Raw genomic sequence first — 22,363 nt, 5'->3', positions numbered from 1 at the left:
TGTATGAAAAAGAATATAGAGCGTTCGAAAAACCGATAATGGGAAAATCAGCGGCATAAAATAGTAAGAACCTTTGAATCTAATGTTAGCGTTGCACGGAAATTATTCCGGATATGTTAGTGCTAAGACTTTGTGTATTCATTAAACAACATAATAAAAACAAATTTATTTTATTTCTCGTTGTTGTGAAATAAAATATTTATAATTGTGTCGCAATCATATTCATAACATTAAAGGGCCAGTTACTGGATTGATTATTACTGATATTATTAACCCTGTACTTAGAAACACAATTACTAAATATTTAATATAAACTCAATTTACAAATCATGAAAAAAATTATTTTATCAGCAATTTTTGCTTTGTCAGCGGTAGCCTTTATGCCAACATCTTCCAACGCTCAAAGTAAATCAAACAACGCCATTTCCTCAAGACCAAAACAACCTACTAATGCATTGGTGCCTGGGCGGGAGGATATGAGTATGGAATGTCACATGGTTGGGGACAGGCAGATTCTCTATACTGGGCACACGTACAGATGCAGATTTGGATTAATCACAACAGCTAAATTTGTCTTATTAAGTAGCGAGGCATTGCCGCGCTACTTAATTCAAATAAATTGGTAAAGCCAATCCCATGAAAATTCGTGGAAAAATAAAATTCTACTACTTTTAATTCCAGAATGAATTGAGCCTAAAGAGTGGTGCTAAAAGTCCCTAAACCATTTCAAGGCGCCTCTATATGAGCATCCCTTTGGCATCTCCCTCCCTAAGAACTGTAAAACAAAATGGTAAGAATCTTTGATCCCAAGGAAAAAAATGGCAATTTGCCTCTATAATTTGATGCAAATGACAAGAAAGACTACCAGTGGCCCGATCAGGGATAAGGAAAAACTAAAATGAAGCTTTTGACCGCGGTTGGTGTGATCTTAAGAAAGAAGGTTTTACAGGTTTAAATGTTAGCAGGGTAGCGACAAAAGCAAATCTACACCGGAAACTCATTTACGAGTATTTTGGAGGCATGGAAAATCTTGTAAAGGAGTATCTGAACAGTAGGGATTACTGGAGTATCAGCCTCGATCAGATTGATGAAATTATCGAAGAAAGTAAGAAAGACTTCGGGAAAAAAACGGCGCTTTCTCTCTTGGAAAATCAGTTTGATTCATTAATGGCCAATGAAGAAATGCGGAAAATTATCAATTGGGGACTCAGTGAGGATCTGAAACCACTCAAAGAGCTCAATAAGGAACGGGAACGTCTGGGTGAGGAGCTATTCACTAAGATACCGACGATTATTTTAAAGATAGTGAGAAAAATATCAGGGCAAATAGAAGGAATTCTGATTGGCGGTATCTATTATCTTACCTTCAGGCCAAGATGAGCGGTGAAACAATGTGGGCATTGACATTAATACAGTGGAAGGCCAATAGAAATAAAGAAACCCTCAAACAGATTATAGAATGGGCCTACTCGTAAAAAATCTCCTTGGCGAAAAATATTAATTGGGTAAACTAATTTAAAATATATTTTACTCCGTTTGGTTAGATTTGATTGATGCTATACAGTAATGTTTGTTGTACTTTTTCATCTAGGGTAATTTTAACATTGAAATAATAACTTACTTTTTTTTTCATAATACTTTTTTTTATTGCAACCGGAAACGAATTTCCGGTTTTTTTATGCGCTTTAACACTATTGCAAATAGTTGTATATTTGAATGAAAAAATTTATTGTAACACTTTAAGTGTTTCCATGGAGGGTGTCTAGAAAGACATTCTCTTTTTTTTGAGGTGTTTTTACAGTTGCCGAATTGCTCCGTTCTGTGTAGATGAAGTAGTTGTAGGGCACATTATAAGAAAAAAGCAAGAGAAATAATCTCCTGCTTCCAACCTTTATTGTATCTATTAAATTTTTATTCACTCTCTATATTTTCTGTTTAATTGATACTGCAACGCAATTTCAAATTCGCCATTGCTGTATTTTCGAAGGTCTGCGGGACCTGTCGTGTAAAGACAGAGTATCCGAAGCTGATTTTGATAGAATGTGCCGATGCCGGCGTGACAGAGTGGGTACTGTGATACATGGCACTCATCATCAATTTATTTTCAAAGCAGATAAATTCTCCCCCGATATCTACCATGTCTTTGTAATTTTCGACACCACGATACACTGCTTTGGGCTCAATGGTGAAATTTGGGTTAGTGAATTATAACTTACCGCAGCCATATACAATGAGCGGTCAATAGTATTTCTTCGGAGATCCCTGTTTAAAAATCGTTTTACATTAGGCAAGGCTCCCTGAACGGTTAACCGCTCGTTTCTGTAGGCAATCCCGAAATCTCCGTCTGCATACCACCTGCGGGCATTAAATTGCTGGAGACTTAGGTCGGTAGGATCACCAATAACCTTGTCATAATCGATCCATTCATTCATAATACCACCGGAAATTCCAAAATCCAAAAAACTCTGATTGTCATTTAACGCTAAATGATAGGCGTATGTCCCTTTTATACCGGTTCGAAGGATAACACCCGCATTTTCATTGTAAAAATTAACGCCGAGCCCAATTTTCTTTCCGACTGTTCCATAGTCAGCGGTTACCGCCTGCATGGTAGGGGCACCTTCAATTGCTGTCCATTGGACCTTGTAGCCGACATTAACTTTCCAATCCTGTTGTATTCCTGCCATGGCAGGATTTGCTAGATATTGGTTTTGAAAATACGTGCTTCCCATCGGATTAAGCTGCGCATAGGTTTTGCTCATTAGCAATATGCCTGCTGCGATCATAATATATTTTATCGTTTTCATTTCTCTTTGTTTTTAAGTAAATAGTAGGAGGGGTGAGGTAAAAAACACCTCATGCCTGCATCCTTTTTGAATAATAAATGATGATTAGTGATGATCCCTGATAATGGAAATGGTTCCCCTGATAATGCCCAGACCGTTTCCCATGTCTATCACATAGATATAGGCATCTTCATTGAGCTGTTTTCCACTCCACGTGCCATCCCAATTGTTGTTATAGCCGATTTTGCTGTACACCAAGCGTCCCGCACGGTCATAAATACTTACTTTGTTATTGGGATATTGCTCAATATTTCTGATGATCCAGGTGTCATTTTTCCCGTCTCCATTAGGCGTAACAACATTATTGGGGATTAAAGCACTTACTTCAGAAACTTCTATCAACAGATCCATTACCTCAGTGCATCCACTGGAATTGGTAACAATAGCTGTATAGGTCGCAGTTACGGAAGGCTTGATCTGAATCGTACCTGTATTCTGCCCGCTGATAATATTGGGTCCGATCCAGGCATAGCTTGTTCCTCCTGTTGCAGTCAGGGAAGCGCTTTGCCCTTTTGAAATTGCCGTTCCGGCACTGCTTGTTATTGTAATGACAGGTAAGTCATTAATGGTAATTATCGTGGTTGTTTTGGATTCTATAGAACCATCCATATACGTATACGTAATGATATAACGCCCTGCTAAACTCTTTGATAAATCAATGGTGCCGGTTAATTCATCAATTTTCAAAGCAGATGAATTGGCTGTATATTTTCCACCTGCCGGTCCTGTTCGAGCGATATTGACGGTACCAATGGCACAGTAATCCAGTAAGGGATAGTTGATTGCTGCGGGCGTAGAATTTATCCTTATTGTGGTGCTTATATTGGAAGAACAAAACCCGTTGGTAAAGGTGTAAGTAACCTGGTATAGCTGGTCTGGTACACTATGTTCCAAATCGAGGGTTCCTGTTGCAGCATCAATGATGAGTCCCACAGGAGAGGCAGTGTAAACTCCTCCGGTCTGACCAGTTTGAATTACCTCAGTGGTACCAATTGCCTGAAATTCATTTGAGCTGTAACGAATGGCAGCTGTGGGAAGTATTGGTTGCGGATTTATGGTGATGTAAACCGGTTCGCTTGTACATCCTTCCGCATTTTGAGCAGTTATTGAATATACTCCCTCGGCTAAGTCATAATGGGCGTTTATAGAATAGGTACCAGCATTAATACTATATGTTACTCTTTCCTTTGGGGTAATATCAATGCTGCCTGTTGCATGGGTACAGGTAGGCTGTGATACGGTAACTATGGGTGCGGCGAGATTTTCAAAAGTTACTTCAACTTCTTTTACAGCACTCTCGCAGGCATTATCTCCTTTAACCGTTACCCAATACGATCTTTTGGTAACGGGTGAAACCTGAAAAGTCGCACCTGTACCTAACGTATGGTGCTGCGAAACATCATCATACCAGGTAAAAAAAGGATGTATTATGGTGCTGGAAATGGATAAGGCTGCTGTTAAAATCATGCTTTTTTTTCCACTGCAATTATTTACACTTGGTGCAATAATGTCTCCTGCATCTGCTTTTGGATTAGATTGGATCACAATATCATCGGTCACTGAGCAGTTTTCACCATATTCAACTTTTATGCGGTATGTTCCGCCTGTTGAAATGGTTTGTTTAATTTCGTTTCCCAACATCTCGCCTGTGCCCGCATTGCTCCATTGAACCTTCGAATTGATCCCCGGCATAAAGGCACTGCCGTCTAAAACGATAGGAAGCTTGCTACTGCAAAGTGTTATATCCGGACCCAGTACACCGATTCCCGTTCCGGGATTAGGTTGAAAAACAATACCCGTATTATTGCCTGCATTGGTACTTTGTGGTAAAATGACAAAAGGGGTGCAGGCTGCATCGATATCTTTTATGGATATAAAGTTAAATACGGCACTGCTGTCTTTTAAACAAATACCCGCCTTACTGCCTGCAACGGTAGATTGTAGCTGCACTGTGGCGCAATTGGTACCGCTCATTTGCAGGGTCTTTTCAACGGTAATGGTTTTTCCTGCCTCAATTTGATACGTGGAATTTTTAGAAGCAAAAATTAACTCACTAACAGAAATGGCACCATACAGAGAATTGTTTTGATTCGCGGCGGCATCAAAGGTTATGGAATGATAAACGGCACCGTCTTTTCCTTTAAACTCATTGGCAGACCCGATTAGATAAATGTGGCTTGTTCCTGCATCCAAATCATCACTGGTATATGACCAGCCTTCATTGCCGTAACTTAAATAAATTCTGGAAGCGCCGAGTAGTAGAGACCGCGATTCATTGGTAGAAGCTCCGTTAAAAGAAAGAGCGGTAACGGTTTTTCCGTTTGTATTGAGCCTTCCTTTTAAGAAATTGATCCTTGAATTGGTGGTAAAGTCATCGGTAAAAGTATAACTTCCGGAAGCTGAAAAATTAACATCATAATTATTACCGACAACAGCACCATTGGTGGTGATCGTTTTCCCCTGTTCTTCGGAAAGGAAATCAATCCCTCCGTTGTGCGATAGATTAGATTGAAGCGTTATGGAACCGTAACAGGATAATGTGCCCCCAATTGTCGGTGTACCCTTTACGCCCTTCCAGGTCATATCGTGGAACGCTGCATTTCCTCTAATATTTATAATAGGACTTTCTCCTGAATACTGATTGAAGAAAACATTATCAAAACGGGTAGGGGTACAAGAACTGCCTGATGTGGCTCCATCGCTGTTGGTGGTCCAGTGCGCAGGATCGTCCCAGTTTCCACTGCCCCCGATCCAATAGAGGTTTTTTGCGGCAGGGGTTGAAAAGATCCAGCCACTGTTATTTCCCATATCTACACCTTCTGACCTATAGCTAGCTCCTCCGGTAACTGTTATACCGCTTACTCTTACATGGCTTACATGAATATCGGAAGTACATTTAATGACTGCTTTTTGGGTAGTAGAGCAGGCTGTGCCAGAAGACATACAATTATTATCAAAATCCCAGCTTCCACAGGAAGAATTGCTGATCAGCTGGTTTACAGTCTGCGTAGAACCCACCATCAAATGGCTGTTTTTATTCGTTCCAAGGGTAAGGATATTGAAAATGTTTGATCCATTAATACTGGATTCACCTGCAAAAGTTACGGTATTGAAGGTATTACCGCTGGTGGTGTCGTATCCAAATATTTTGGCAGGTAATGCGGTATTTTTAAAGTGAAGATCATTAAAGATAAGTCCAGGAGCTGATCTGAATTCGTAATTTTTCACTCCGCCACCTGATGAATTTGAAGCTGGCATTTCGCCTGTTAGATTAATGGTACTGGTCCCTGCATCCAGTTTTTTAATTGATCCGCCGTTCCAATATCCACTGATATTTAGGGTTGATGATCCTAAAATTAAAATGGGGTTTACGCCTGACGGGTCGTATTCGGACTCATAATTTTCAGCAGTAATGGTTTGGCTGCCTGTATCAAAAGTACCATTGATTACCCCGAAATTCTTTACATTAAAGGTGTCGGACAAAAGCCATTTTCCGGAGGTATTATTAAAAAATACGCCTTTGTTTGATTGATTAGCTGCACTATAATACAATTTTGTGCCATGCGTGGTGATGGTATTCCCGGAATTCCCACCATTAAAATTGACCCTCTCCACATTGAAATCCATTCCTGTCTGTAAAATGAGTGAACCTCCAATAGTAAGTGGATTTTCAAGCAGACCTTTTAAAATATGGGTATTTCCAACGACCTCTTCCCATGTCATATTATTACAGTTGGCAGGGATGTCAAGATTTACGATATAATCAGTTCCAGAATACCGGTTAAAGAAAACATTGTCAATACTGCCGGGTAAACATCCGCCACCGATACCGGAGGTACCATCCGCGCTCAATGACCAATGGGCAGGATCACTCCAATTACCTGATCCGCCGATCCAATAGAAGTTATGTGCTGTTACCGGGCTGATTGAAACATTTAAATTATTTCCCCCATCGAATCCATCGGTAACGCTTAAAGCAGCACCGGACACGTTAATATCCGTTATTTTAGCATTGGTAATTGTTGTAGGATTTAATAGATTTAATCTTGCCCTTGTACCGGATAGGTAGGAGCTGATCTCCAATAAACCGGCACACGCAGGCCCTGTAATCAAGAGTTTTTCAAGCTTAACTTCCATATTTGTTCCTAACACAAACTTCTTTGAAGCTGCCAGATTTAGTGTGGTGATCTTTAATGGAGTTGGGTTACCTGCGGGATTAATAGAACCTCCACCTGCAAAAGTTAAAGTATTAAAGGTGCATGGAGTCGTTGTACTGTATGCGACTGAAGTCAACGTTGAACTTCCTTCTGTATTGGTAAAAGCTACATTATTATAATCCAGCCCTGAATGATAATAAAAATGGGCTCCTTTTGAGAGTATATTGATTTGACTTTTACCTGCATTCAGAGTGATTGCCGGACCGCCATAACTGATATAGGCCCAGTTTCGGTTAACAGTTATAATGGAATTTCCGAGCGTTAATGTGCGGGCACCTGTGCCTTTATCTAATGGACCGAAATTCTTTAGTGTTAAAGGCTGGTTGTTGGTATTTAAGTTGCCATTCGTAAAATTGAGATCATTGGCCGGACTAGAAAATTTATCATTAAGAATCCATCCCCCGATACCTGAAAAGGTAGTGTTTCCCTGAATCTTTACGTCGTTTGAGGTGAGGATATTTCCAATATTTGTACTCCTGTAATTGGTAACCGCAACCTGATAGAGCATACCCGTCTGCCAAACACTTGATCCAAAAATATTCAGTGTGTTTGATGCGTTGGCTGAATTAAATAAAGGTGTGCCCGCAACACCGTTCCAGGTGATATTGTTGCATTCGGCAGTTGTTGTATTCACGGTCACCGGAGATGCGGAAGAGATTGCGCCGGAAAATTGATTAAAAAATACATTATCGTTTCTGGTGGGTAGACATCCTGCTGAAATTGATGTTCCATCGCTGTTGGTAGTCCAGTGCGAAGGATCTGTCCAATTACCGCCGCCACCGATCCAATATAAGTTTTTAGAGGAAGTCGTAAAGGTCCAGCCTGTATTCCCGCCCATGTCCAGACTGTTATTGGCTAAAAATGGTCCAGCCCCCGCGGTTTTGATATTAGTAATCGCAGCGTTCGTTACCGTAATTGGATTCGGGCTTGTCAATGTTGATGCCCTTCCATATCCGGTTAACTCCCATTTGCTTTGGCAATCGGGTGTATTGTCGGTTATGGAATTAATGGTCTGGTTAGCCATTTGGTATTTTCCGCCATTCCCAAGCACCAGCTGATTGATTACATTTGAAGTGGAAATGGCACCCCATGAAGCGAAGGTAATTTTATTGAAAGTCATGTTGCCCTGCGCGATAGATGGTCTGTTGTAACCCATCGGAATCGCTGTACTGGTAAAAGCTACATTATAATAAACATGGCCATTTTTTCCATAAAAATCTGCTCCATATCCATCATCCGTCGCCTGTGTTATATTGATTTGTGAAGTGCCTGCATTTAAATTTGTTCCCGAATATACCCATGAACCGGCACCCTGCGAGTTTCTGGAAGTAAGGGTAATGGTACTGGTTCCTAAATGTAAACTTCTTGGTTCAGTCAGTGGAAAGGGGACGGAACCACAACAGCCCGATTCCCCGAAAATTCCCGTAGTAATCGTACTGGAACCAAAATCCAGTGATCCTTTGGTAAAATAGATCCTGCCGGTATTCATCAGTGTACCGGAAACGAGCCACGAGCCGCTTCCATTAAAATAAAAATTGGCTGATCCCGTTACCCCATCGTTAAATGCAACTGCGTTTCCAGGGGCAGATGAAGTAAAATATATCTGATTGTTCAGAATGGTTCCTATCTGATAGTAAGCACTCCCTTTGATTTCGAGGATGCCCCCATCAAATACAGGACTTACAGCACTGCCAGACACAGTAATAGTGTTGCAAACAGAAGTCTGATTGATCGTAACCGTTTTGCTGGCCAGAGTGAAACCGGAATTTGTATCAAAAATTACATGATCACCGGACTGCGGAATACTGGTAGAGAAACGTCCACCGGTATTCCCTGATGAAAGTGACCAATGATTGATGTCACTCCAATTGCCGGAACCGCCAATCCAGTAGAGATCTCCTGCTTTTGCCAGTGATGAAAAGAGGAGGAGAACGAAAAATAATGCAGGTATTTTAAAGAAAATACCTGCATTTGAATGATGCGAATTGTTAATATGTCGTAAGGTCATAAAAGAAAAAAATTAAAGTTGAGAAGATAGAAACACAGGAAATGCTGTTTGCTTTCTGGTGTATGTCAATAAATTAATAGGTTGTTTTAAATGGATGGATCAGCCATATAAGGCTGTCATCGTTCAAGATGAGTCAGGGTTCATAGTTTTGAGTTTTTGGGTATCACCATCCCTGAAAATTTTTTATGCTCCCATGCAGGGTTTTACGGGAGAAATAACTATTGGATCAGGTGCTGCAGGTCAGGATCATTTTTTATCCTTTCCATTTCATCGAAGATGATCTCTACGATATCCTGTTTAATCTGCTTGTAATTGGCTTCGATGGTTGCTTTCATGGTATCCTCTCCGTTCTCATTTTCAAAGGATAGGATCTGTGGGATTTTCTGATAGGCTTTTGTTTCTGCAGCTACTTTTTCATTATCCACTACGATTTCCGAGTGAAATATTTTCTGGTCAATCCGCTCCTCAAAATTGTCGGAAACCGCACCTACGAACATCCCTTGCGTGAGTGTAGATATTTTGGAAGCAGGTATTAAACTATCCAGTTGGGTAGAAATGGAAGTGGATTTGTCAGTACGGTTAATGCTCAGGCTTTGCCGTTTTTGCAGTACTTTGCCAAAACGCTCAGATAAACTTTTGGCTGTTTCTCCAACTGCCTGCCCGCTGAAAATATTACCTACTGTGTTTTGGATAACCTTACTTTCCTTATCTCCATAATCGCGGTTTAATTGCGAATAGTCCTGGAAGCCGAGACAAACTGCCACTTTATTACTTCTCGCCGTTGCGATCAGGTTGTCCAGTCCTCGGAAATAAATGGTCGGAAGCTCATCGATGATGACGGAACTTTTAAGCTGTCCCTTTTTATTAATAAGCTTTACAATCCTGGAATTGTACAGACCGAGTGCGGCGGAATAGATATTTTGGCGGTCTGGGTTATTACCTACACAAAGGATCTTGGGTTCTTTGAGATTGTTGATATCTAATGTAAAATCATCTCCTGTCATTACCCAGTATAGCTGTGGTGAGATCATTCTGGAAAGTGGAATTTTAGCCGAGGCGATCTGGCCTTGCAGCTGGTCCTGTGCGCCACCTTTCCAGGCATCCATAAAAGGGGAGAGGTAATTTTCCAGATCAGGATAGGAGGTCAGGACGGTAAAAATATCTGCATATTTTTTGTTTAATAATTCTATAGCGTGTGGGAAGGTGCAGTACTTGCCATTCTGATAGATTTTCAAAAACCAAATAATCGCAGCGAAAAGAATAATTGGAGATTCTACAAAGAAATCGCCTTGCTTTTGTATCCAGCTCCTGTTTAAATTAAGCATGATGGTATAAGCCGATTCATAAGCATCTGAAATATCTGTCATGAAAGATGGATTGATGGGATTGCAGCGGTGGCTTCTTCTGGGATCATCAAAATTGATGACATAGAATGTCGGTTTTACCTTGTACTTATCGGTATGTTTTAAAAGATGGTTATAGGCAATGGTTGAAAGATCGTCGAACTTGAAATCGTAGATATACATTGAGAACCCTTTCTCGATGTGTTGCTTGATGTAATTATTGACAATAGCATAGGATTTTCCTGAGCCTGGATTGCCCAACACAATCGTGGCCCTGAAGGGGTTCACTACGTTAACCCAGCCGTTATGCCATTTCTTATTGTAATAGAACTTGGTGGGTAGATTAACGGAGTATTCGTTTTCCATTAACCTGGTTTCCTGCATAAAGCTTTCGTTTTCAATATTGAAAACATCATCCATTAGATTGTTTTTCAGCAGCCTGCTCATCCAAACCCCGGCCTTTAGTAGTAGGATAAACCCTAAGCCTAACGTAAGCATATAGAGCAGTGCAGCAACGTTCAGTGAAAGATGTAGCAGCGGAGTATTTAAGAAAAACAGAATGAAGCCCGCCGCTAATGCAGTATAGATTTTGGGCCATGTTATTTTCTCATTCTTTACGCCCTTCGTTCCCAAACAGCTTAAAGACAGGAGTACCAATGTGAAAATCTTAGTATAAAGGGGATGCGAAAATAATCCTGCGGTACGCTGGAAATTGCTTAGTATTTTATCAATAATAGATAATACCCACCCCTGCTCGCGGAAAAACTCGTAGCAGTACCAATAGCTGTGCATAAGTACCAAAAGGATGCTTACTGCACGCATAAACTCCACTATTTTAGCGAGCCCTCTTAAATCATCTTCTCCTTGCATTATTTTAGATTTAAATGTTACAAGGGGGGAATGTAAAGCCGGTTTTGAGGAATTATTGTACGGTGGCCGTAGGTGGCTTTATTAGGCTTTCGATGGCTTTGCTTTTGCTAATTTTTAAGGGCAGTGGAGCTTTTGAGAAGTCTTTTTGGTGAGAGAATGAACCTATAGCATTGATTACCCATCGCCTGCTACTTTTGATTTCCACGTTTCCGTTTCTTTTTCTTCATTTGATTCTCAAAGTTTATTTCTTCAAAATCATCACTAAGGGCATCCGGCAATAATCCTCCAAAAGATTCTATTAAACCAGTTTCATCCAGTTGAAATAAAGACTGCTCTTCATTTAGGAAATCGAAAATATGATGCGGTTTTTCACTATAATGATGATCCTTGGGGGATCGATATGATTTCAAAGGTGTTTTTTTCTCCTCGGTATTTTTGATTTCCGGTTTTTGATGGTTGTTCCACCAATCGTTAAAGACATTGGCAGAAAATTCTTTTCCTAAACGCGAGCCATTATATACCGTTTTAGAGTTGTGATCAATAAATGTTATCCCATAAACACGTCGTTCAGAATTTCTTCGTACCACGGTATTGATCCCCTGTTCCTGTAATTGTTTTTTGAAGCTGACCTCATCCGTGGACGTGTGCATGGCAATCTCAATTGATCTTATGAGTAAAGGTTTTGAGTTTTCTCTTTTCAGCACATCGCTACACTGCTCTAAATGTTTCTGCAGCATAAGATATCCTGCACTTTTCCCAAATAATGAGGCTTTGAAAGGATTGCTAATTTTATCACCGTTTTCGTTCAAAGCAAAATAAACCAACCCTTGTTTTGGTACTCCCTTTAACTCACCTTTAACTTCTTCAGCCGTTATATTGAACAGCGATAATAGGGCATTGAATTCACCCATGCTTTGAAACCGGTAATGTTTTGGAAGATACCTTACCACCGAGGCAAGCTGGCTCTTAATATCTCCTTTTTTATAATCAACAGGATTAAAAAGTTCATTACTGGAAGACTGAGCCTGTTCTGTTGCAGGGAAAAGTTGGTATTGTTTTTCAATTGTTCTGCAAATTTCCATTGAACGGGGATGGTCAAATTTATCTGAGATTTTCCTGCCATCCAGAGTAACGTTGGTGGATACAATGTGAATATGCGTCCGCTCGGTATCGGTATGCTTGAATACGATAAAAGGCTGTTCTCCGTAGCCCATTTCTCTCATATACTGTTGGGCGATGGATATAAACTGTTCATCGCTGACCTTATCTCTCGGATCAGGATTAAGGGAAATATGTAATACAGGCTTCTCCACTTTTTGGTTTGCGGTGAGGTAAAGCTCGAAAGAGCGGTATAATTGTGACGCTGAATATTGACCATTAACTGTTTCAGCTATCTTTTGCATGAATAAAATCTGTCCGTTTTCCTTATCAACTTTCTGCTGATTATAGATGAGCGCGCCCAATAAATTTGCACCCTTGCCAATTTTTGCGACCATTTATCATTCTTTATTAAGATGTTTTTCTTCAAATTCCTGAGTAAGACGGATGATTTCCTGAATTAATTTTGCCATTTCAATCGTTTGTTTTTCAAGTTTAAAGAGATACGCAGAGGCTTTTTTTTCTGAAAAATTACGGTACATAATCTTTACAACCTGATTATAATTGACGCCAACCGACCTGAACTGTGCATAAAAATTGGTTAGCCGTAGATGATAATCCATAGCAGAACTGTCAATCTTTATGGTTTTAATTGTTTTCTGAAACAGGCACGCGGTGATAAAATGTGCCATTACCTTCATTCCGGACTGCTGAAAAAGAGCTAGAAAACGCGCGTTTTCATCTGAATTAAGGCTAATCGAATACCGAAATATGGCCGGGTTCTTTTTAGGATTGCGGCCTCCTTTCTTATTCTTATGATCATTATTTTCTTCCATGATAATCCATTTATAAATTAATAAAACTGCGACTTCGGAGCGGTTTTCAGCCCCCTGCAAGGGCAAGTCGTTTTGAGCTGCGGAATTCATTTCCAGCAGCTCAAAACATAACTTGCTCTGTTCCGGTGAACAGAGAATTCACCCTGCGGGATGAATTAAATAAAGCAGGGAAAGACAGCTTTGAGCTGTCCGGGATACGGGCTGATTTGCCGGAGTAGTTATCTGTAAAATCCATTTCAAAATCTTTTTACAAAGTTCGGGCTGAATGTTGAAAGGATTGCAATCGAAAGCAGCGCCAAATGAAGCCTGAAAGCGCCAAATACTGCCATACAGAAGCATATAGCATGGTTATGCTCTTTCTTTGCTTTATGGTTTTACCGAAATATATACAATTGCTTATGCCGGCAATAAGGAAAGAAACAGGAAATATTACTTTACCGACGGGCAACTGCTAAAGTGTAAATATGTAAAACTGTAAAAGCATTTTGGCGTATAGCTGGTAAAGCATATTGTTTGTAAAATAAGCTGTGATACAACTTACGGGATTTAGAGAAAAGCATGTAGGAATAAAGAAACCAAGCAATAATCCTGTAAAGAAAATTTGGCAAAAAGTAATACAGGAATATCGCCGTATATGCGTCTTTACATCTTTATTCCTGCGCAATTTCTAATAAAAACAATTATAAATATTTAAAATCATGACAATGAAAAAGCCTTTAAAAATCAGTTTCTCCACCCAAAAGGGAGGCGTTGGAAAATCAACATTTACCACTTTAGTCGCAAGTCTTCTGCATTTCAGACTCGGTTATAATGTACTCATTATGGACTGTGATTTCCCTCAACATAGCCTGGGCAAAATGAGGGATCGGGATATGAAGACGGTGATGCAGAATGAGTACCATAAAAAGGCCGCTTTAAAACTGTATCAGCAGATCAATAAAAAAGCATATTCCATTATCCGGTGCAAAGCTGATGATGCACTGGAAAAAGCGGCAGAGCATGTTGATGACTCCGCACTTCATTTTGACTTTATCTTTTTCGACCTGCCCGGAACAGCCAACACCAGTGGTGTACTGACCACCTTAAAAGTGATGGATTTTATTTTTTCTCCAATAACCGCTGACCGTCTTGTGGTGGAAAGCACCTTAAGCTTTGCTACCGCACTTCTTAAGCTTGCAGGGACAGTTTCAGTTGAAGCGGAGCAGTCATACTGGTTATTCTGGAACCAAGTGGATGGCAGGGAAAAAACCACTCTTTATGATGCTTATCAGACCGTTATTAAGGAATTGGAATTGAATGTTATGCAAACCCGGATCATGGATAGCAAGCGTTTTCGCAGAGAAACGGAAGAGAGCGGTAATTATATATTCAGATCAAGTTTACTGCCACCGGAAGAAAAGTTAATGCGGATGACCAGATTGGATCTGTTTATTCAGGAATTTCTAAAAATCGTAAAACGATAAAATGTGAGCCATGGATTCTAATGAAATTAAAAAGAGTTTTGAAAAGCCAATAGTTGATGAGGCTTCAATCATGGAGATCATGAGTGGTAAAGAGCCGGCTTCCGACAATCAAGCTACTAAACAGGATGTTGAAACTAAAGAAAGTAAATCTCGGGAGAGAAGGAAAGAAAACATTCAAAAGAAGATCAGCTATGAAGAGGTATTTCTTACCAACCGTTACCCATCGGGGCGCAATGGTAAAGTGGTATACATACGGCCTGAATATCATGAACGGCTTCTTCGTATTGTTCAATTAACCAGGGAAGATAAGACGACACTTTATTCCTATATCGATAATATTTTTGAATATCATTTCCAAGAATTCGGAGTCGATATTACCGACTTTTTTAATGAAAGAAATAAACCTATCCTATGAGAAAATGCACTTTTCCCAATTTCACAGAATACCTAAATATTAAATAGTTATGGAAACACTTATTGTAATATGCCTGCTCGTGGTCATCTTTTTACTGCTGGAGGATAAATTTGTGATCAAAAAAAGACCGGTTACGAAAGAAAGCCAGAATAAAACGGCGATCATTTTACCGGAAATTATGGGTTTGCCGAAGCCCGCAACGAGACTTTCGACGCCAAAGAATGCCCCTGAAAGCCAAAATAATCAACAAGAGACTAAATCAAATAATTTAGCCAGTGAAATCAAAGAAGAAGATTTCGATATAGAAATTCCGCAGGAAGAACCGGAAGAAGTTTTTGGTCACATGCCTGATTTTGAAGATGAGGAAAAAGAGTGGGGCAAGTATAGGGTTTCCGATGGTGAAGACGGTTTCGCCACAGGGGTCACCTTTGAAGAACTAAGTACCGTGGGGATGTTGCTGAGCCAAGAAACGCCCGAGCCATCTTTAGAGAAACAAGCGGTAGACATTGTTCGTAAAATACAGGGAACTGAACTCTTCAGCCTATTGGAAAGCTCTATGGAAGGAGCTTCGAGAAGAATAGCAGCGCTATTGGACCGAAGCCTTTCCGCCGAAACAGTTGCCGGTTCTTCCACTATGCGGAATGGAAATCTGGACGGATTTGATATTGAGGATTTTGTCTAAAAGACAGGGCCCCATTTTTTTAACTCTTAGATAATGGTTTAGCATGGAAAGAGAATTACCAACAGTAAACATCGAAGGAACCGAATTCTTGGTCGATGTCAATAAGTTAGAATTAAGGGAAAAGGATAATCCTAACAATACAATTTCGCTTTTTGAGATGAGGGATCTTGGAAACCACAATGGTTATTCTTTTGAGTACAGTCTGACGGAAAAGAATATACCGTCTTCTTTTATCAGTGGAGAAACGGTTACGATAAGTCTGCCGGAATTAGTCACACTCGATCCGGAAGGAATGTCGGAGAAATACGGTGTTCCTTTAGAAATGTTTGCAACCAGGAGCGATTTTGATCTAATGGTTGATCAGACCGCCTTAAAAGAACGGCTTAGTGGTCTTTTACCCATTGTTGATATTGCAGGTCATCCTTTTTATGTCGATCTGCGGATGGATATGCTGCGTCCTAAAGATGATTTTTTATCCGGAGGTATCGTATTTTCTAAGATCCAAGACTATTATGTTGACGGAAAGGATAAGTACTTTATTCCGTACAATCCGAAAAAACATGAATTTCAGGAGATTGATTTTAATTCCGTAACAGAAATACCTAAAGATATACTTGTTGTGAGCATTCCCCATGAAAGTGCTTTGGACCCGATCGGATACAACAGAAAGCATGGTTTTGATGAGCTGTCTAATTTAAAGGAAAGTAACCTGAAATCTCATTTCAGAGCTGGTCAGGTTAGCTGGAAAGATACCGGAATAGAAGAAGCTATCAGAGAAAATAAAGCAAAATCCATTAAAACTTCCAAAGGCGATAAACCGATCAAAAGAAAAGGACCCAAACTTTAAAAGTTATGAAAATAGAGTTAAAAAGTATTCAATATAGCGAGAAGCTTAGTGAAGAGACCAATGCATTTTCAGCAAATCTGTATATAGACGGAATAAAGGCCGGCACTGCTTCCAACCGGGGTCACGGCGGGCCAACCACTTACCGGGCTGATGATCAAAAAGGGCAGAAACTTATTGATGATGCCGAAGTGTACTGCCGTTCACTCCCTTCGGAGAAATTCAGCGAAGGGGGTAGGGATCACGAATTGAAGATGGATCTTGAGCTGTATATTGATAACCTGCTCGACAAATACCTCCAGGAAAAAGAGATGCAAAAATTTCAAGGAAAGCTTGAAAAGGCAATGGTGACGGGTATTGTTGCAGGTGTTCCCGATAGGTCTTTCGAAGTATGGCAATTCACGATGCCGATAGAGAAGATACTGCAGCATCCGAGAGGACCAGAGATGATTAAAAATTCTATTATTAAAGATATAATTCCGGTTCTTACTGGAGGGAAAATAATTATGAATACCAATATCCCCAAAAAACTGCTGGAGGAATCCGGATTGAAAAAGAATCAATATGCAGAACCGGTTTCCGGCAAAGCCACCATACAACAAAAGGAAAATAAGCCGCCGCGAAAAGGCCGTAAGCTGTAAATTGTGACACAGGAGGGGTTGTTTCTAGAAAATAAATGATCCCACAAGACAGTAGTAGTTTCATGACAATAGTAAGAAAATTCGGATCTTTGCATATGCCACTATATAGGTGAACCATTAACTGAAAACTCCCGATCAATACGATATCTTGATATGGCTAAGAAGAGAAAGAGAAAAGGCAATAAACAACTTAAATGTACAATGCCGCGTGAAAGGCGATTGCAGTCTGCAAAGCAGTGGCTGCCAACTTATACGGGAAAGCACCTGGTACGGGCTTATGCCAGACGTTATCACACCGATCTTCTATGTTCGATCACAGAATTGCGGATCTTGGGGATTACTGTTACAGAGGAATATGAAACAGCAGTCAAACGCTCTGTTGAATTGGTGACTGCGAAGAAAAAGCAAAAGAAGGAAGCCGCACTGGCAAAAAGCAAAGGGCAGGTATGGGGTATCGATCAGGATGAAAATTTCGCCTTTATTGTTGGATATACAAGTGGTGGTGCACCCTATGGGCTGCAATGGAATGAATTATCAGAAGATGAGCAGAAGCCGTATTCTGAAAATGGAAAATAATTGGTGAAGAACTGGTGCCATCAAAAACTATTAAAAGAGAATAGTAAAATAGAAAGTTTAAATAGTCATTTAAATTTATTCAATACATATTTATTCTCGACGTCAGAACATAGAAGTCTGGCGTTTTTTTATGCCTGCCTGTCTAATTTAACAATAAAAAACCGAGAACGAATCCCCGGTTTCTCCAATTTTGATTTTTAAAAGTATTTTGAAAGCTAACTATTTAAAATTCAAAAATAAACAATTATTAAAAGCTATATGATGGTAATATATGATTTGCTGTATATTATTAAGTGAATATGGGTTAATGCTGTATAGAATACTTATTATCATATTATTTTACGAATATTTTTCACTTTAACAGAATGTCTGTAATCTAAAAAAAACCGCTCTAAGATCCAGCATTCCTTATTGATGCTAAATCCAGTGATAAGGTTTGTCTTTCCTATTGAGGTAGCAGTACATCTCTTCCTTCTTTAGCTCCGGAAAAAATTTTAATGCACGATCAATACCATAATTAGGGAGGAAATGGATTTCATTTTTAATGGTACGGACTACCTTTTCATACCCATAGAAACGAATGATTTCGTCAATTTCTTCCTGTCCTCCGCGCTCTACGATGCGGCCGATGATTGATCTGTAAGCTCTGTCAAAATCCATCGCCTCTATATCGTAGTCCCAAAAAAAAACACGATCTATTTTTGGCATTCTTTTATTTTTTGAGATGGGTTTAATAACATAACATTTACTTTTTTGTTGAACCCTGAAATTAATGATGTAGGCAATAATTTTTGCTTTTATTTCTGCGCGGCGGCTGTTTCTTCTACTGCCGGAATTGCGAAAACGTTTATTCATAAAGTTAAATCCAGTGATAAGGTTTGTCTTTTCTATTGAGATAACAGTACATCTCTTCCTTCTTGAGCTCGGGAAAGAATTTTAATGCACGATCAATTGCATAGTTGGGTAGGAAATAAATTTCATCACGGATTGCCGTAACTACTTTTTCGCGACCATAAAAACGAATGATTTCTTCAATTTCTTCCTGACCTCCACGCTCAACGATGCGACCGATTACCATTTTATAAGCTTCCCATTCGATCTCATCAAATCTGAAATCCCAAAAGAATTTTGGATGCAGGTTGGGTATGTTTTTCTTGGATTCTTTCATCATTCTATAAGTCGGATTTCAATTTTTTTTCTTAAAAAGAGCTCTATCAAATATACGTTTTTTTTCACTTTAAAAGTCATTTAACGCCAAGTAATTCCACTGAATGCCAGTATGTTAGTCTGTCTTTGCTTCACCGATACATTTGTTTTCAGATCCCGCAGAGAGTGGGAAAATCTTTAACAAATAATACAATTAGTAATGGAAAAACAAAGAAAAAAACTGCTGTTGACGGGTATGGTATTGCTTTCAATTTCAGGGGTCCTTGCTCAGGGTAACGGAAGTGCCGGAATCAACGAAGCAACCCAGATGGTAACCTCCTATTTTGATCCTGCAACCAAGCTGATCTATGCCATTGGTGCGGTAGTAGGACTGATCGGTGGGGTAAAGGTGTACAACAAATTCAGCAGCGGTGATCCCGATACAAGCAAAACAGCTGCGAGCTGGTTTGGTGCCTGTATATTTCTAATCGTGGCGGCTACCATCCTGCGTTCATTCTTCCTGTAATCCTTTGCCTTATGAATAATTACAATATCAACAAAGGCATTGGGCGCAGTGTGGAATTTAAGGGTCTTAAAGCGCAGTACCTGTTCATTTTTGCAGGCGGGCTGTTAGGCATCCTTATTCTCACAATGATTCTTTACATGGCAGGGGTTAATTCCTACGTCTGCCTGTTTATTGGTGCTACTGGAGCTTCACTGATCATCTGGCAGACCTTTTCGCTGAACAAAAAGTACGGTGAGCATGGCTTAATGAAAGTAGGCGCTGTAAAAAGCCATCCAAGATATATTATCTGCCGTAAGCCTATCTACCGTTATCTGAAATCGACTCCTAAAAAGCCAGCCGTATGAGAAACATAAGCAAGACCAGTACGCTGGAAAGTAAGTTTCCACTCCTGGCAGTAGAAGATCACTGCATCATTTCGAAGGAAGCGGATATTACGGCCTGCTTCCAGGTACATTTACCTGAGCTTTTCACGGTGGCTGCATCTGAATACGAAGCCATTCATTCTGCCTGGCATAAGGCGGTAAAAACACTTCCTGATTATACCGTAATCCACAAACAGGATTGGTATATCAGGGAAAACTATTCACCTGATATTACAAAGGAAGGACTAAGCTTTTTAGCGAAATCTTACCAGCAGCATTTCAATGAGCGTCCTTTTTTGAACCATTACTGCTATGTGTTTATTACCAAAACCTCGAAAGAAAGGATGAGGATGCAGAGTAATTTTTCATCCCTCTGCAAAGGAGTTTTGGTTCCAAAGGAGATCAGGGATAAGGAAGCGGTTTCGAGGTTTATGGAATCGGTTAGCCAGTTTGAAAGGATCGTGAATGATTCAGGATTGGTGAAGCTCGAACGTTTGAGTGAAGATGACATTGTTGGAGCTGAGGATAAACAGGGACTACTGGAACAGTACTTTACCTTGTCAAGACAGGCGGGAACTCCAATGCAGGATATCGCCATGGGTGCCGAAGAAATGCGGATCGGCAACAACAGGCTGTGTCTGCACACGTTGTCTGATACCGACGATCTTCCGGGAACTGTTTCTACGGATCTCCGGTATGAAAAATTATCGACTGACCGAAGTGACTGCCGATTATCGTTCGCCGCTCCCGTGGGACTGCTGTTAAACTGTAATCACATCTACAACCAGTATTTATTCCTGGATAACAGCGAAGATAACTTACGAAAATTTGAAAAGTCTGCAAGGAATATGCATTCTCTTGGAAGATACAGCCGAAGCAATCAGATCAATAAAGAATGGATCGAACGGTATTTGAATGAGGCTCATTCTTACGGACTTTCTTCTATCCGAGCCCACTTCAATGTAATGGCGTGGTCTGATGATCCTGTGGAACTGAAAATGTTGAAGAATGATACGGGCAGTGCACTGGCGCTCATGGAGTGTAAACCCCGTCATAATACGACAGATGTTGCCACATTATATTGGGCAGGGATACCAGGCAATGCAGGAGATTTTCCGAGTGAAGAAAGTTTTTATACGTTCATTGAACCGGCCTTATGCTTCTTTACTGAAGAGACCAATTACCAAAATTCGCTGTCGCCGTTTGGAATTAAGATGGCAGACCGATTGACCGGAAAACCCATCCATCTGGATATTTCTGATCTCCCTATGAAAAAGGGAATCATTACCAACCGGAACAAGTTTATCCTAGGCCCCTCAGGTAGTGGAAAGTCATTTTTCACCAATCATATGGTGAGGCAGTATTATGAGCAGGGTGCCCATGTACTGCTTGTTGATACCGGAAATTCCTATCAGGGATTGTGTGAACTGATCAAAGGAAAAACGAAAGGGGAGGATGGCGTATACTTTACGTATACCGAAGATAATCCCATTGCCTTTAATCCTTTCTATACCGATGACGGGGTATTCGATATTGAGAAAAGGGAAAGTATTAAAACTTTGGTACTCACGCTATGGAAACGCGATGATGAACCGCCAACCAGAGCCGAGGAAGTAGCCCTTTCTAATGCTGTAAGCGGTTACATAGAAAAGATCAAAAAGGAAAATGAACATCCATCATTTAACGGATTCTATGAATATGTAAAAGGTGACTACCGTAAGGTCCTTGAAGAAAAACAGGTTCGGGAAAAAGATTTTGATATTGCCAATTTTCTTAATGTACTGGAACCTTACTACAAAGGCGGTGAATATGATTATCTGCTCAATTCTGATAAACAGCTGGATCTATTGACCAAGCGCTTTATTGTCTTTGAAATTGACGCTATCAAGGATCATAAAATCCTTTTTCCCATCGTCACCATCATTATTATGGAGGTCTTTATCAACAAGATGCGAAGACTCAAAGGTATCAGAAAACTCATATTAATTGAAGAAGCCTGGAAAGCGATTGCCAAGGAAGGTATGGCAGAATACTTGAAATATTTGTTTAAAACCGTTAGGAAATTCTTTGGAGAGGCTATCGTGGTCACTCAGGAGGTTGATGATATTATTCATTCACCAATTGTCAGAGAAAGTATTATCAACAATTCCGACTGCAAGATCCTGCTAGATCAGCGCAAGTACATGAACAAGTTCGATGATATACAGGCGATGCTGGGGCTGACCGATAAAGAAAAAGCGCAGGTATTATCCATTAATATGAATAACGATTCTTCCAGATTTTATAAAGAAGTATGGATCGGACTGGGGGGAACCCATTCTGCGGTATACGCTACAGAAGTTTCTGCACAGGAGTATTTGGCATACACCACCGAAGAAACCGAAAAGCTCGAAGTCATGCAGCTCGCCCAGGAGCTGGGCGGTAATGTTGAGCTGGCAATCAAAAGGATTGCTGCCAACAAAAAAGAGAACCAATAAAAATTTCATAACA

At 40.1% G+C, this 22,363-nt stretch carries 17 protein-coding genes and 1 pseudogene; 11 read left to right on the top strand and 7 right to left on the bottom strand.

Annotation, left to right across the window (positions count from 1 at the left end):
- Positions 1-329: 329 nt before the first annotated feature.
- Both A0O34_RS21885 and A0O34_RS21880 read left to right on the top strand, forming a co-directional pair.
- Positions 330-626, top strand: coding sequence for a hypothetical protein (locus tag A0O34_RS21885; RefSeq protein ID WP_066759359.1), 297 nt, complete (start codon positions 330-332; stop codon positions 624-626).
- A 316-nt stretch (positions 627-942) separates the two neighbouring features.
- Positions 943-1,380: pseudogene (locus A0O34_RS21880) on the top strand (TetR/AcrR family transcriptional regulator); the annotation flags it as partial.
- Positions 1,381-2,132: 752 nt separating this feature from the next.
- Here the strand turns inward: A0O34_RS21880 and A0O34_RS21875 are convergent.
- From A0O34_RS21875 to mobA, 5 genes are all read right to left on the bottom strand, one after another.
- Entirely contained in the window at positions 2,133-2,807 is a 675-nt protein-coding gene (locus tag A0O34_RS21875) for a PorP/SprF family type IX secretion system membrane protein (protein ID WP_066759353.1), read from the bottom strand.
- A gap of 84 nt (positions 2,808-2,891) precedes the next feature.
- Positions 2,892-9,071, bottom strand: coding sequence for a gliding motility-associated C-terminal domain-containing protein (locus A0O34_RS21870; protein WP_066759351.1), 6,180 nt, complete (start codon positions 9,069-9,071; stop codon positions 2,892-2,894).
- A gap of 218 nt (positions 9,072-9,289) precedes the next feature.
- Positions 9,290-11,284, bottom strand: a complete 1,995-nt coding sequence (gene mobC, locus A0O34_RS21865) for a conjugal transfer protein MobC (RefSeq protein WP_066759349.1) — start codon at positions 11,282-11,284, stop codon at positions 9,290-9,292.
- Positions 11,285-11,472: 188 nt separating this feature from the next.
- Positions 11,473-12,780: a conjugal transfer protein MobB gene (gene mobB, locus A0O34_RS21860; protein ID WP_066759348.1), complete on the bottom strand. Its 1,308-nt coding sequence runs from the start codon at positions 12,778-12,780 to the stop codon at positions 11,473-11,475.
- A gap of 3 nt (positions 12,781-12,783) precedes the next feature.
- Positions 12,784-13,218, bottom strand: a complete 435-nt coding sequence (mobA, locus tag A0O34_RS21855) for a conjugal transfer protein MobA (RefSeq protein ID WP_066759919.1) — start codon at positions 13,216-13,218, stop codon at positions 12,784-12,786.
- A 695-nt stretch (positions 13,219-13,913) separates the two neighbouring features.
- On the opposite strand from mobA, the gene A0O34_RS21850 reads away from it, so the two are divergent.
- The 6 genes from A0O34_RS21850 to A0O34_RS21825 all read left to right on the top strand — a co-directional run bounded on the left by A0O34_RS21850 (position 13,914) and on the right by A0O34_RS21825 (position 17,839).
- Positions 13,914-14,681, top strand: coding sequence for a ParA family protein (locus A0O34_RS21850; RefSeq protein WP_082891229.1), 768 nt, complete (start codon positions 13,914-13,916; stop codon positions 14,679-14,681).
- A gap of 10 nt (positions 14,682-14,691) precedes the next feature.
- Positions 14,692-15,096 carry a DUF3408 domain-containing protein gene (locus A0O34_RS21845; RefSeq protein ID WP_066759347.1) on the top strand — a complete coding sequence of 135 codons (405 nt, stop codon included), beginning with the start codon at positions 14,692-14,694 and terminating at the stop codon, positions 15,094-15,096.
- 49 nt (positions 15,097-15,145) lie between these two features.
- Positions 15,146-15,778: a conjugal transfer protein TraD gene (locus A0O34_RS21840; RefSeq protein WP_066759346.1), complete on the top strand. Its 633-nt coding sequence runs from the start codon at positions 15,146-15,148 to the stop codon at positions 15,776-15,778.
- A gap of 43 nt (positions 15,779-15,821) precedes the next feature.
- The gene (locus A0O34_RS21835; RefSeq protein ID WP_066759345.1) at positions 15,822-16,625 is read left to right on the top strand and encodes a hypothetical protein; all 804 of its coding nucleotides are present in this window, start codon (positions 15,822-15,824) and stop codon (positions 16,623-16,625) included.
- Between the two features lie 5 nt (positions 16,626-16,630).
- Entirely contained in the window at positions 16,631-17,263 is a 633-nt protein-coding gene (locus A0O34_RS21830; RefSeq protein ID WP_066759344.1) for a hypothetical protein, read from the top strand.
- A gap of 153 nt (positions 17,264-17,416) precedes the next feature.
- Positions 17,417-17,839, top strand: coding sequence for a hypothetical protein (locus A0O34_RS21825; protein ID WP_066759343.1), 423 nt, complete (start codon positions 17,417-17,419; stop codon positions 17,837-17,839).
- Between the two features lie 417 nt (positions 17,840-18,256).
- Here the strand turns inward: A0O34_RS21825 and A0O34_RS21820 are convergent, their stop codons facing one another.
- Together A0O34_RS21820 and A0O34_RS21815 are read right to left on the bottom strand one after the other, a co-directional pair.
- Positions 18,257-18,694 (bottom strand): DUF6922 domain-containing protein, encoded by a 438-nt coding sequence (locus A0O34_RS21820; protein WP_228394334.1) that lies wholly within the window; start codon positions 18,692-18,694, stop codon positions 18,257-18,259.
- 4 nt (positions 18,695-18,698) lie between these two features.
- Entirely contained in the window at positions 18,699-19,010 is a 312-nt protein-coding gene (locus A0O34_RS21815; protein WP_228394333.1) for a DUF6922 domain-containing protein, read from the bottom strand.
- Between the two features lie 195 nt (positions 19,011-19,205).
- Here A0O34_RS21815 and A0O34_RS21810 point away from each other — a divergent pair, with 195 nt between their 5' ends.
- Genes A0O34_RS21810 through A0O34_RS21800 form a run of 3 tightly spaced genes read left to right on the top strand, consistent with a single transcriptional unit; the run spans position 19,206 to position 22,350 of the window.
- Positions 19,206-19,511, top strand: coding sequence for a DUF4134 domain-containing protein (locus A0O34_RS21810; RefSeq protein ID WP_066759342.1), 306 nt, complete (start codon positions 19,206-19,208; stop codon positions 19,509-19,511).
- An 11-nt stretch (positions 19,512-19,522) separates the two neighbouring features.
- Positions 19,523-19,855 carry a DUF4133 domain-containing protein gene (locus A0O34_RS21805; protein ID WP_066759341.1) on the top strand — a complete coding sequence of 111 codons (333 nt, stop codon included), beginning with the start codon at positions 19,523-19,525 and terminating at the stop codon, positions 19,853-19,855.
- Complete coding sequence (locus tag A0O34_RS21800) at positions 19,852-22,350, top strand: TraG family conjugative transposon ATPase (protein ID WP_066759339.1); 2,499 nt, start codon at positions 19,852-19,854, stop codon at positions 22,348-22,350. The genes A0O34_RS21805 and A0O34_RS21800 overlap by 4 nt, the downstream gene beginning before the upstream one ends.
- The last annotated feature ends 13 nt before the right edge of the window (positions 22,351-22,363 follow it).

The organism is Chryseobacterium glaciei (assembly GCF_001648155.1).
GTDB lineage: Bacteria > Bacteroidota > Bacteroidia > Flavobacteriales > Weeksellaceae > Chryseobacterium > Chryseobacterium glaciei.
This window is presented reverse-complemented; position numbering and strand designations above follow the sequence as displayed.